This window comes from Sphingobacterium tenebrionis (genome assembly GCF_037126265.1).
GTDB lineage: Bacteria > Bacteroidota > Bacteroidia > Sphingobacteriales > Sphingobacteriaceae > Sphingobacterium > Sphingobacterium tenebrionis.
Genome location: NZ_JAYLLN010000002.1, coordinates 147,982 through 161,752 on the forward strand (window position 1 = coordinate 147,982; position 13,771 = coordinate 161,752).

At 43.1% G+C, this 13,771-nt stretch carries 9 protein-coding genes; 2 read left to right on the forward strand and 7 right to left on the reverse strand.

Going from position 1 to position 13,771, the window contains the following annotated elements:
• From ilvB to atpD, 5 genes are all read right to left on the reverse strand, one after another.
• Entirely contained in the window at positions 1–1,695 is a 1,695-nt protein-coding gene (gene ilvB, locus VJ786_RS01890) for a biosynthetic-type acetolactate synthase large subunit (RefSeq protein ID WP_099368182.1), read from the reverse strand.
• Between the two features lie 183 nt (positions 1,696–1,878).
• On the reverse strand, positions 1,879–3,579 hold the full coding sequence (gene ilvD / locus VJ786_RS01895; RefSeq protein WP_099368183.1) for a dihydroxy-acid dehydratase: 1,701 nt from the start codon (positions 3,577–3,579) through the stop codon (positions 1,879–1,881).
• Complete coding sequence (locus VJ786_RS01900) at positions 3,563–4,453, reverse strand: branched-chain amino acid transaminase (protein ID WP_134776252.1); 891 nt, start codon at positions 4,451–4,453, stop codon at positions 3,563–3,565. Before VJ786_RS01900 ends, ilvD begins: the two co-directional genes overlap by 17 nt.
• A gap of 321 nt (positions 4,454–4,774) precedes the next feature.
• Positions 4,775–5,023, reverse strand: a complete 249-nt coding sequence (gene atpC, locus VJ786_RS01905) for an ATP synthase F1 subunit epsilon (protein ID WP_134776251.1) — start codon at positions 5,021–5,023, stop codon at positions 4,775–4,777.
• Positions 5,024–5,136: 113 nt separating this feature from the next.
• Positions 5,137–6,639 (reverse strand): F0F1 ATP synthase subunit beta, encoded by a 1,503-nt coding sequence (gene atpD, locus VJ786_RS01910; RefSeq protein WP_099368186.1) that lies wholly within the window; start codon positions 6,637–6,639, stop codon positions 5,137–5,139.
• Positions 6,640–7,034: 395 nt separating this feature from the next.
• On the opposite strand from atpD, the gene VJ786_RS01915 reads away from it, so the two are divergent.
• Both VJ786_RS01915 and VJ786_RS01920 read left to right on the forward strand, forming a co-directional pair.
• A complete protein-coding gene (locus VJ786_RS01915) occupies positions 7,035–8,549 on the forward strand; it encodes a DUF8731 domain-containing protein (protein WP_336557111.1) in 1,515 nt (504 codons plus the stop codon).
• A 12-nt stretch (positions 8,550–8,561) separates the two neighbouring features.
• Complete coding sequence (locus tag VJ786_RS01920) at positions 8,562–10,340, forward strand: M14 family metallopeptidase (RefSeq protein WP_134776249.1); 1,779 nt, start codon at positions 8,562–8,564, stop codon at positions 10,338–10,340.
• Between the two features lie 192 nt (positions 10,341–10,532).
• Here VJ786_RS01920 and VJ786_RS01925 read toward each other — a convergent pair whose 3' ends face one another.
• Entirely contained in the window at positions 10,533–11,930 is a 1,398-nt protein-coding gene (locus VJ786_RS01925; RefSeq protein ID WP_134776248.1) for an arylsulfatase, read from the reverse strand.
• A gap of 49 nt (positions 11,931–11,979) precedes the next feature.
• A complete protein-coding gene (locus tag VJ786_RS01930) occupies positions 11,980–13,770 on the reverse strand; it encodes a RagB/SusD family nutrient uptake outer membrane protein (protein ID WP_134776247.1) in 1,791 nt (596 codons plus the stop codon).
• Between the last annotated feature and the right edge of the window lies 1 nt (position 13,771).

Genomic DNA, 13,771 nt, shown 5'->3' on the forward strand with positions numbered 1-13,771 from the left:
TTACTTCAATCTAATTTCTGATACACTAGTTCCTTGCGCGACCATCGGGAAAACGTTGTTTTCCTTGCCCACCATCACTTCTAATAGGTACGATCCATCGTGGTCCAACATGGCCTTCAAGGCATCTTTTAAATCCTTACGTTCGGAGATTTTGTTTCCATCGATGTAATATCCTTTTGCCACGGCCACAAAATCAGGGCTGGTGATATTCACAAAAGAATAACGCTTGTCGTGGAACAGTTGTTGCCACTGACGCACCATACCCAAGAATTCATTGTTCAGGATAAGGATCTTCACTTTGGCACCGAATTGCATGATGGTTCCCAATTCCTGGATGGTCATCTGTATACCACCATCCCCGATAATTGCTACCACATCCCTTTCCGGAGCACCATACCAAGCGCCAATGGCTGCTGGTAGGCCGAATCCCATGGTTCCCAATCCTCCAGAAGTTACATTGGATTTGGACTGGTTGAACTTGGCGTAACGGCAGGTTACCATCTGGTGCTGACCAACATCGGTAACAATGACAGCATCACCACCTGTTAGCTCGTTCAAGGTTTTGATCACTTCTCCCATGGTCAGGATATCTGAAGTCGGGTTCAGTTCATCGTGGATAACCTCTTTGATCTCCTCTTTTTCCAGGTCACGGAATTGCTGTAACCATGCACTGTGATCCTTTTTATCAATAAGCGATGTCAATAGGGGAAGGGTTTCCTTACAGTCGCCCCACACCGGATAATGTGCTTTCACATTCTTATCGATCTCCGCAGGGTCGATGTCCAGGTGCACTACTTTCGCTTGTTTTGCATATTTATCCAAACGCCCAGTTACACGGTCATCGAAACGCATACCGATCGCGATCAACACATCACATGCATTGGTCATGACATTCGGAGCGTAGTTACCATGCATTCCCAACATGCCCACATGTAATGGGTGGTTGGTTTCCAAGGCACTTAAGCCCATAACGGTACTCGCTGAAGGGATACCCGCCTTTTCGATGAACGCTTTGAATTCCTCTTCTGCTTTACCCAGGATAATCCCCTGTCCGAAAAGGACAAAAGGTTTTTCAGCAGCATTGATCGCTTTTGCGGCTTCTTCTATATATTCCTTACGCACGATCGGCGCAGGGCGGTAACTGCGAATATGATCGCAGGAAGTATATCCCTCATAATCGAACAGCTGCATCTGGGCATTCTTGGTGATATCGATCAATACCGGGCCAGGACGGCCGGTACGAGCAATATAAAATGCTTTGGCCAACACACTCGGAATCTCGGTAGCATCGGTTACCTGGTAGTTCCATTTGGTAACAGGGGTGGTAATATTGACGACGTCGGTTTCCTGAAAGGCATCTGTTCCCAGTAGGGATGCAAATACCTGTCCGGTAATACAAACAATAGGATTGCTATCAATCATGGCATCCGCCAATCCAGTGACCAGGTTGGTTGCCCCTGGGCCACTTGTTGCAAAAGCCACTCCCACACGTCCTGACGTACGTGCATAACCTTGAGCAGCATGAATTCCTCCTTGTTCGTGACGCACCAATATATGCCTCAATTGATCATTGTAATCATACAATGCATCGTAGATCGGCATAATCGCCCCACCCGGATACCCGAATACGGTATCCACTCCCTCGTGGATTAAGGCCTCCAAGACCGCTTTCGAACCACTGATCTGTGTTGTCATTTTTTAGTATTTAGTAGTTAGTATTTAGTAGTTAGACCTAGGGTCGCTACTGCTTTACTAATGTTTTTTTTAGTATTTAGTAGATAGATTTTAGTATTTAGTAGGTAGTATTTAGTAGGTAGATCTTGGGTGCATAAATTCCGCTATAGGTCTTTATACTAAATACTAACTACTAAATACTCCCTAAAGATCCGTCACACACCCTTTCGATGCGTTGGCGACAGATTTGGCGTATTTGTAAAGAACGCCTTTGCTTACTTTGAGGGCAGGTTGTTGCCAAGCTGCTCTGCGGGAAGCGATCTCGTCGTCGGAGACTTTCAGGTTGATCGTGTTATTGACGGCGTCGATCTCGATGATGTCGTCGTCTTGTACCAACCCGATCAGGCCACCCTCGTAGGCTTCAGGGGTGATATGGCCCACAACGAATCCGTGGGTACCACCGGAGAAGCGACCGTCGGTAATCAAGGCCACGGAAGTTCCGAGGCCAGCACCGATGATCAAGGACGTTGGTTTCAACATTTCCGGCATCCCAGGGGCGCCTTTAGGGCCTTCGTTTTTGATCACGACTACATCGCCCGATTTGATACGTCCGGTTTCCAATCCTTTTACCAGATCATGTTCCCCATCGAATACACGGGCAGGACCTGTGAATTTCTCGCCTTCTTTTCCAGAGATCTTAGCAACAGAGCCTTCTTCTGCCAAGTTTCCATAAAGGATCTGTAGATGGCCGGTAGCTTTGATCGGATCGTTCAACGCATGGATGATCGGCTGGTTGTAATCGATGATCGACTTTACCTCCGCCAAGTTCTCTGCTACCGTTTTTCCGGTAACCGTTAGGCAGTCGCCATGTAATAAACCTTCGTCCAACAAGTATTTCATAACCGCCGGAATTCCACCATATTGGTGTAGATCCTGCATCAGGAATTTACCCGATGGTTTGAAATCTGCCAATACCGGAGTTTCGTCCGACATGCGTTGGAAATCATCCGGAGTAATTTCTACGCCTACCGCATGTCCCATGGCAATAAAGTGCAACACGGCATTGGTAGAACCGCCTAAGATCACGATGATACGCATCGCATTCTCAAATGCTTTACGGGTCATGATATCGGTCGGTTTGATATCTTTTTCTAATAGGATGCGGATATATTTACCCACTTCCAGACATTCCTTCTGTTTTTCGGTTGAAGTGGCAGGGTTAGAAGAGGAGTAGGGCAAACTCATACCCATGGCTTCGATCGCTGATGCCATAGTATTGGCGGTATACATACCACCACATGCTCCTGCACCCGGACAGGTATGACGGATCACCCCATCATAATCCTCATCCGAGATCGTTCCGGCGATTTTCTTGCCCAATGCTTCAAATGCCGATACGATATTCAGTTCTTCCCCTTTATAATGACCAGGAGCGATGGTTCCACCGTATACCATAATGGCCGGGCGATTCAATCTTCCCATCGCCATAATTGCACCTGGCATGTTCTTATCACATCCCGGAATGGCTACAACACCATCGTAGTATTGACCGCCACAGATCGTCTCGATACTATCTGCTATCACATCGCGTGATACCAGGGAATAGCGCATCCCATCAGTACCATTACTCATCCCATCACTGACACCGATAGTGCCAAAAGTCAACCCGACCAGGTCATGGTTCCAAATACCTTTTTTTACCACGGCTGCCAGATCGTTCAGGTGCATGTTACAGGTATTCCCATCATAACCCATACTCGCAATACCGACCTGCGCTTTTTCCATATCCGCATCGGTCAGACCGATCCCATATAACATGGCTTTTGCTGCTGGTTGCGTCTCATCTTGTGTGAAGATGCGGCTGTACTTGTTGATTCCCTGCTGGTTATCAGATGATGACTTCATAATTCTCTTGCTCTAATACTAAGTTTTTATATTTTCGTTGGATAGATGATCCGATGCTGTCTTCCCACTCTTCCGGGAATACCACATTGTCTACTTGTTTGATTCCTATAATCCCTGCTGCGGTACCACTCAAAAAGGCGCTGTCGGCCTCGTAAATGTCCTTTACCGATAATCTTTTTTCGATGATCTCAAAGCCCAGGCTCTTACAGATAGCAATCACCGTTTCTCGGGTAATTCCTGGGAAGATATTGCCCAAAGGAGGGGTGTATATTTTAAAATCCTTTTCTATGAATAGGTTCTCGCTGGATGCTTGTGCCACAAACCCATCCTGGTCAGTTAACAAAGCTTCATCAAAACCTTTTTGGATCGCATCACTGGTTGCCAAAATGGAGTTGATATATTGTCCAGAAACCTTCGCGCTGGTCGGGAAGGACTTTGGATTTGGTCGTTCGATCTTGGAGATGTTCACCTTGATGAGATTCTGTCCAAGATAAGGGCCCCATTCCCAGGCCGCAATCATGATGTTGGCATGATCGGAAGCGGTCAGGTGCATGTTCGATCCGGAATAGATCAATGGCCGAATATAGGCCGCCCTTAGGTTGTTTACCTCCAAAAGCTCATAGGTCTTTTCGATCAGCTCCCTGTTGTCCCAAGAATAAGGTAGTCCGATGGCTTTACAGGATTGCTGTAAGCGTTCGAAATGCTCCTCCGCTTTGAAGATGCGGGTGCCGTTATGGGTACTATAGGCACGCAGTCCTTCAAAGGCGCCATAACCATAATGTAAAGACTGACCGAATAGATCAACTCCGGCATTATTTGCCTTTACGAATTGTCCATTTAAATAGATGAGTGTTTCCTGATTATAATACTGCATAATGCCTGCTTTCTTTTCCGATTGTTAATTTAGGTCGAATTAAAATTCTTTACAATAGCCAAACAAAGTATTTTGATAAAGTTTTTTATTTCGAATATTTAAATTCATTAAAATTTTATTCTGTAAAAATTGGAATTCTATCATTTTTAGTTTTGTGGTTAGTAGACTAATATTAAAATTGGTATACTTTTGATTTTTTTTAATTTTTCCAAAAACTCGGAAAATTCTTCCTAAAACCAGGAAAAGTGAAGTAAAACACAAAAAAAATAGCCCTTAAAACTTGAAGTCTTAAGGGCTACATTATCTTGTGAATTTATCTATCTATTGCTCGGCTATTCCCTCCGCTAGAATGATGATATTGTTTTCCTTTACTTCGACCACACCACCTTTAATAATAATGACCTGCTCAATATTGTTGTTCTTAATAATGACCTTGCCATCTTCTAGCGTAGACACAATAGCCGCGTGGTCCTTCAAAATTTGAAAGGATCCCGCCGAACCAGGGACTGTAACGGCTGTTACGTCGCCTTCGAAAGCTAATCTGTCTGGAGTAATTACTGTTAATTTCATTGTGCTTAGATAATAGATTTGAGATATAAGATAGTAGACCCTGAAAAACAATTTAAGACTCTACTCTTTTGAACAGAGTCTTAAATCTAATGTCTATTATCTAATATCTAGAACTAAACTGCTTCTGCTAATAGTTTTTTACCTTTTTCGATAGCATCTTCGATGGTACCTACTAAGTTGAAGGATGCTTCTGGGTATTCATCAACCTCACCAGCCATGATCATATTGAATCCTTTGATGGTGTCTTTGATGTCTACTAAACAACCTTTCAAACCTGTAAACTGCTCCGCAACGTGGAACGGCTGAGATAAGAAACGTTGAACACGACGAGCACGGTGTACCGTTAATTTATCCTCTTCAGAAAGCTCATCCATTCCTAAGATAGCGATGATATCCTGAAGTTCTTTGTAACGTTGTAGGATTTCTTTAACGCGTTGTGCTGTATTGTAGTGCTCATCACCTAATACTGCTGGAGAAAGGATACGAGAAGTTGAATCCAATGGGTCAACCGCTGGGTAGATACCTAACTCAGAGATCTTACGTGATAATACGGTAGTTGCATCTAAGTGGGCGAAAGTTGTCGCCGGTGCAGGGTCAGTCAAGTCATCCGCAGGAACGTAAACCGCCTGTACAGATGTGATGGAACCGTTTTTAGTGGAAGTAATACGCTCTTGCATTAAACCCATCTCGGTAGCAAGCGTTGGTTGGTAACCTACTGCTGATGGCATACGACCTAATAGTGCGGATACCTCAGAACCTGCTTGTGTAAAACGGAAGATGTTATCGATGAAGAAAAGGATATCACGACCTTGACCTTCGCCATCTCCATCACGGAAGTATTCCGCAACAGTTAGTCCAGATAAAGCAACACGCGCACGTGCACCTGGAGGCTCGTTCATCTGTCCGAATACGAACGTACATTTCGAATCCTTCATCAATTCCAAGTCAACAGTTTCCAAAGGCCATTCGCCTTTTTCCATGCCTTCCATGAAATGGTCACCATATTTAATAATGCCTGACTCCAACATCTCACGCAATAAGTCATTACCCTCACGAGTACGCTCGCCTACTCCGGCAAATACCGAAAGACCACCGTGACCTTTTGCGATGTTGTTGATCAATTCTTGGATCAATACCGTTTTACCAACACCGGCACCACCGAACAATCCGATTTTACCACCTTTAGCATAAGGCTCTAACAAGTCGATAACTTTAATACCTGTGAAAAGTACTTCAGATTCTGTTGATAGATCTTCAAATTTAGGAGGTACATTGTGGATAGGACGACCATTCTCTTTGTTCAATGCTTGGATACCATCAATTGGATCACCAACAACATTAAATACACGACCTTTGATTTCTTCACCAACAGGCATTTTGATCGGAGCGCCAGTATCAACTACTTTCATGCCACGAACTAAACCTTCAGTAGCATCCATTGCAATTGTACGAACACGTTCCTCACCTAAGTGCTGTTGAACCTCTAATACAATACGTTGTCCATTGTCTTTTTCAATGTACAATGCATCGTAAATCTTAGGAAGATTTTCATTGTCGGCAAAGTTGACGTCAACTACTGGGCCGATAATCTGCGCTATTTTACCAATATTGGGCATATTATAGGGACTAAAATTTATTAATCAATTTAATTACAGCGTTTTTACGCACTGTATTTTGGAATGCAAAAATAAGTTTTATCTCCTTAAAACAAAAGGGATATGCATAATAAATTATTATTTTTTTTCTCGGCGGAATTTTCATCCTTTAAAACCCTTTTTAAATAGGCTAATTTCTTGATTTACTGAAAGCATTTATTAAAAAAATCACATAACAAATAAGTTACCCCCGCTAATTTGTTGAATTACGGAAAATCATTAGTTTTATGAAGAACTAACACCTAAATATTATGAAATATTGGTTTCTAAGACTTTGTCTTGCCTGTATTCCTTTGGGAGCTAGCGCACAATGAAATTACCCAAGCTACGATGCGCTCAAAGGACAAATCCAATCCATCAGTTCCAATAAGCTTGTTGAACAGGTCAGTATTGGAAAATCCTTTTCCGGTGAGCAGATCCCTGTGTTAAAGATTCAATCCAGCAAGGAGGCAAAGCCTACTTTGTTGATCGTTGCAGGGGTAGACGGTAAACATCTAGCCGGATCTATTAATGCCTTATCGGTTGCCAAGCATATTCTTGCGCTACCTGCTGCTGAATTGCAGACGCTTTTATCGGATAAATCCATTTGGATTGTACCGGTCTTGAATGTGGATGCGTATAAAAGGAATGCCCAGACGTTGGATTGGGCTTCCGGCAATGGCAGACAGATCGATAACGACCGTGATGGGCGAATAGATGAAAACCCGAATGTAGACCTGAATAAGGATGGGGTCATCTCGCAGATGCGTGTTAAATTACCTGCTGGTCCTTTTCGGTCACATGCCGAACATCCGGACCTGATGGTAGTTGCTGACCGTACGAAATCTGAATCGGGGTCTTACGAGTTATTTAAAGAAGGCTTAGATACAGATCAAGATGGTCTATTTGGAGAAGATGGCCTTGGAGGGGTGAACATCGATAGTAATTTTACCTTTGAGTACCCTTTCTTCGAGCAGGAAACCGGCGATTATGCCGCCTCAGAGCCTGAAACCCGCGCCATCATCGACCTGATATTTGAACATCCGCAGATCGCGACGGTTCTTCATTTTGGTCTGCAGAATAACCTTTCTGTTCCGGAACAGTTCGATCCCCGTAAAGCAAGCGAAAGGATCACCAAATCCTGGACGAGCAATGATACTCAGATTTCGGCCATTATCAGCCAACTCTATAATAAGGATATGAAGAGTTTGGGCGATGCGCCAAAAATGCCAGCAGGAAGAGGTAACTTTTCCAGTACGGTATATTACCATACCGGTAAATTCAGTTTTGTTACACCATCTTGGTGGATTCCAAGCCAAGCCGATACCAGTAAAAAAGCGCCGCCTAACCAAGGGTTAAAGGATGAGGATAGGTTTGCCAATTGGGTTCGTGCGAAGCAGATCCAAGGGGCAATTCTTCCTTGGACAAAAATCGATCATCCTGATTTTCCAGGACAGGAGGTAGAAGTTGGGGGAGTGGTGGATAAATTCAGGCAGAATCCTCCGGTCGAGCATTTGGAAGAATCTGGGCGCTTGCATGCGGACTTTATCGTCAAATTGACCAAAGCGATGGCCAAATTGGAGTTCAGTGCACCAAAAGTGACCAACCTGGGTGATGATGTGTACCGTATAGAAATACGCCTATTCAATACCGGTGCTATGCCTGTCTATCCGGAGATTGCGGACAGGATCAAGCATGTATCCAAGATGAAATCCATTCTGGAGATCCAGAAATCGCAGAAATTCCTAAGTGGCAAACGCTTGCAGCTGTATCCTACGTTGGCTGCAGGAGGTTCGACCAATTTTTCCTGGTTGGTTAAGGGCAAAGGAAAGGTACAATTGACCGTTGGCTGTCCATCTGCCGGAGAGAAAACCATTGATATAACCCTATAAGCTAGAAATTCCATGAAATTAAGATATAACATACTGACCCTGGCGATGACATTGAGCTTGAGCCTGGGTATGGCACAACAGAAAACCGAGGAAGGGCAGAAAGAAATTGCAGGTCTTCGCGCGGTGGGCTCGCCTTCGAACCCAAAGGTTCCGATGAATTGGAACAGGTACCACGATCTGAAACAGATGGAACAGTTCTATAAGGATCTTCAAAAAGCTTATCCAAACTTGGTGAAATACGAATCCATTGGCAAGAGCTATGAAGGCCGGGATATCTTCGTGTTGACCGTTACAGATTTTAAGGAGGGGGATGCGAAGCGCAAACCGGCCATGTGGATCGATGGGAATATACACGCCAATGAACTGCAAGGTTCCGAAATTTCGATGTATACAGCCTGGTATCTGGCTGAGAATTACCATGCAGTACCTTTCATCAAAGAATTATTGAAGGATAAGGTCTTTTATATAGCACCGACCATCAATCCAGATTCCAGAGAATATTTTATCTATGAACCCAATACCATGCATTCCTCCAGGACAGGGCGGAGACCGTTTGATAACGATGGTGATGGCTTAGTGGCGGAGGATCTGTATGATGATCTGGATGGTGATGGCCACATTGTGATGATGCGCCGAAAGTCCAAGACGGGTCGCTATAAGGTGGATCCAGACAATCCGAACCGCATGATCATCGTGAAGCCCGGAGAAGTAGGCGATTATGAGCTGCTTGGATTTGAGGGGATAGATAACGATGGAGACGGATTGGTGAACGAGGACATTACCGGCACCTATGACCCGAACAGGGATTGGGGATGGAACTGGCAGCCAAACTATGTGCAGGGAGGTGCTTTGTACTATCCGGGCACTTTGCCTGAAACGCAGGCGGTAAAGAATTTTATCTACGCCCATCCGAATATTGCCGGCGCCCAATCTTACCATAATTATGGCGGGATGATCCTTCGTGGTCCGGGTGCTGCAGAAGACGAACGTTTCTATTCGAGAAAAGATGTTCAGGTGTATGATGCCTTGGGAACCACGGGTGGTAAGATGCTGCCCGGATACAATTATATCGTCATCCATAAAGATCTATACACCGTTTTTGGTGGTGAGATTGATTTTCTGGCCTTGACACGTGGAATTTTTACCTTCTCCAATGAATTGATGACCAATTATAAATTGTTCAATGAGAAAGCAGAGGGGATGCGGCAGAGTGATGAATACTATGAGTTTGATAAACTGTTGATGTTTGGTGATGCCTATGTGCCCTGGAAGGAATATGATCATCCGCAATACGGAAAGATTGAGATCGGTGGGGCGAAGAAGAACTATACCAGAAACCATCCCGGGTTTTTATTGATGGAGGATGCGCATCGGAATGCTGCTTTTACCATCTATCATGCCTATCATATGCCAAAATTGGAAGTCTTGGAAACCGATGTGAAATCTTTGGGAGGCAATCTTTATGAAGTGAATGCAACAGTTTGGAACAGTCGGATCATTCCGACGCATTCAGACCATGATGTGCGGTATCGGATTGAAAGGCCAAACCATATCCGATTGGAAGGAGCGAAGGTGGTGACGGGGATGCGCGTGATGAATGCGGATTTCAATGAGACCATCGAGCAGAAATTTAAACCGGAACAGATTGAGGTGCCGACCATTGAAGGGACTTCAGCAGTGAAGGTAAGATGGATTGTAAGAGGAAATCCGAATGCGGCAAAGATTGTTGTGGATAGCCCGAAAGGGGGGTATCTGGAGCATGACCTGAAACAGCAAGGAAATAAAGGGTAATTGTAGCTTTTGCTAATTAGAAGGACTTTGACAAGCAACACTTGACATATTTTGTCTTCTTACTCCAAGTGAGGTGTAAGTGACATGTAAGTGAGTTGTAAGTGACTTTAGGCACTTACAACTCACTTTTACGCTACTTGCAATATGCTTTCACATCGAACAAAATAAGTAAAAATACAGATGCCTTACTGGTTATCTTAGCAATGGGAAAATAGCACTTTCCACATGTTCGGTTTCGATGAGCTTAAGTAATTTCTTGCTTAGCTTTTCATTCTTGATCGGATTTTTCTCTTGAGGGTCTTTTTCCAGGTCATAAAGTTCAAAATAACTGTTATTAGGATCCTTCACCTTAAACTTGATCAGTTTATAGTTCTTATACCGAACGGCCTGTCTACCGCCATCTTCGTGGAATTCCCAATACAATTGGTCATGTTGTTGCTGTTTACCTTTGCCCAATAGGGTCGGTAACATCGAAATTCCATCCGTGTTTTCTGTTTTTTTATCGCCTACGATCGCCTGAACGGTTGGTAAAATATCCCAAAAAGCTGATACATGATCGGAGGTACTGTTCGCTGCCACCTTACCACTCCATTTCACGATCATGGGCGTACGGATCCCACCTTCGTAAAGATCTCGCTTAAACCCTTTCAACCCCGCCGTACTGTTGAAAAATACCGGATCGGCACCCCCTTCGCGGTGGGCACCGTTGTCGCTGGTAAAAATTATAATGGTGTTTTCAGTCAATCCCAATTGGGCTAATTTGTCCATGATCTCGCCCACATAATGATCCATTCTGCTTACCATGGCCGCAAATGTCGCTCTTGGTTTAGCGACCGATGCATATCCCGGGACGGTTGCATTTGGTCCATAATCATTTCCTTTATGCGGTTTTTCCGTAAAAGCATGTTCATATTTCTTGAAAAACTCATCTTCAGGACCTGTTAGCTCGGCGTGGGGAAGAACCGTTGGTACGAAAAGAAAGAAAGGTTGGTCCTTGTTTTTGTCTAGGAATGCCAATGTTTGTTCCTGAATCAATTCAGGCGCATAGGTAGCCATTTTTGTGAGGTCATTTCCTTCCAATTCGACACGCTTATCATTATGCCATAAATGCGTAGGGAAATAACGATGGGACTGCCGTTGGCAATTATAGCCGAAAAACTCATCAAAACCTTTTCTGTTTGGATCTCCGGAGGTGCCTACCATGCCTAATCCCCATTTTCCAAATGCTCCGGTTTTATAGCCATGTTCTTGGAGGATCATGGCAAATGTGCGGATGGAATCTGCCAAAGGTTCTTGCCCTTCGGGCTCGATTTCTTTGTTTCCACGCACATAGGTATGGCCGGTATGCTGCCCTGTCATGAGGGATGATCTTGAAGGCGCACATACGGAGGTTCCGGCATAGAAATTACTGAATTTCATTCCTGCATCGGCTAGTTTATCCAGGTTTGGGGTGCTGATCTTTTGTTGGCCATAAGGACCGATATCCCCAATTCCAAGATCATCGGCTAGGATAAGAACGATATTCGGTTTCTGTTGTGCCTGGACTTGGATAATAGTGGTCAATAGCAAAAATAATAAGAGCTTTTTCATGATAATTTATTAGCAACCTTCGGAGGATTACCTCCGAAGGTTAATTTATTTATTTAACCCAGCCTGGGTTTTGTTTGATATTAGGATTCAAAACTATTTCAGCAGATGGAATTGGATATAAATAGTAATACTCCGGGAAGGAAGGGGGAGTGCCTTCATAAGCAATATTACCACTAGATCCTCCGTTCAAAATAGGAATTGGAGCGTTAGCCGGGACATCAACTCCCTTTTGGATATAACGTCCAATTTTACGAGCGGAAGCGTAATCCATTTTTTTCCATCTCCTTAAATCATCAAAACGAAATCCTTCTCCCATTAATTCTATTGCACGCTCTCTTCGAATTTCCCATAATATAGGAGTAACGGAAGCATCCCTTGTAGGGTCTGAAGGTATTGCAGTTAATTGCAAAGAAGCTACTTGACCTCTTTTACGAAGTTTGTTAATGGTTTGGTCAGCTACTCCTTGATTGAAAGTGCCAAGTTCATATTTTGCTTCCGCCAAATTCAAAAACACTTCACCCATTCTGAAAATTGGTGCATCATTAATGTCTTCATTTTGAAGTATTTTAATCTTATTACTAAATTTATAGAATCTATAACCCGTAAAAGTTACATTGAATGGTTGGCCATTTGTATAATCTGCATAATGTGGTTCTTGACGTAATACCAACCCTTGCCAGTTAATAGTAGGTAATGTTTTTCTGCTGGGAATAGACAAGATATTCATAAGGTCAATATATTCCCTATCTGCTAGATTTTCTGTATGCTCAAATGTATAGCTAGGGTGGTTAGTTATCACCTTAAATGGAGGAGGAACAGTGTAATAAAGTCTAATATCCCTGTTTCTGAATTCTTTATACGGAGTGTCATCTCCAGCAAATTGAGGACTAGTCCAACGTGTTTGTCCATCTTTCATTAAATATAAATCAGCAGCTTTTTTAGTAAGGTCCCAACGTCCAGAAGAATTTCTAGCTAAAGATGCTAAAGTATGAGTAATTTGATTTACTTCATATTGTTTGTATAGAAGCACTTCTGAATTGTTCGCTAATGATTCACTATTAAATAATTCGTCATAATCATTGTGCAATTCTGGGAAACTAGCTATCAATTTGGACGAAGCATCAACAGAAACATTCAAATATTTTTCTGAATCGGATAATCCATGATATTTTCTCCAAGTACCTTCTCTTAATCCGAACCTTGAGATTAATGCTCGAACAGTATGCACATTTATAGTGTTCTTACCATCTCCCGCAACTTTAATATTTGCTTCTGCAAAAGTAAGCATGTCCATAATTTTTTGAGCGATTTCATCCCTAGAACTTGGAGTTCCGTATAGAATTTCTTTATCTCCATCATTTATGGCATTTTCCACCCAGATCACTCCACCGAATTTATTTAATAAATCCATGTAATTGTAAGCCTTAAAGAAATACCCAATGCTGCGAATATGTTTTTTCTCCACATCGCTTAATTGAGATGCTGCATCAATATTGTTCAATAAAATATTTATTGCCCTAATCTGAACGTATGGTGCATTGTAGTCAGAAGAAGTTCCAGGAATGACTATGCGATTCCAAATCCAATCTGAGGTTGCATTGTTGTTGGCTAAGGCGAATAGATCTCCATTGACTTCCGAATTGGGTACTGAGTTGCTGTATCCTGGGAAAATTCCATAAAACTGCCAAGAGTAGGTAATAAAATTATCGTAAGATGTGAAAGTCGTATTTTCAGTTAAAGTACCTTCAGGAGATAAGTCAAGTAGTTTTGTACAACTCGTATTTCCAGTCGCAAGGCTCGTTGCGAGTGCGATATATATAATTGATTTAAATATTTTCATG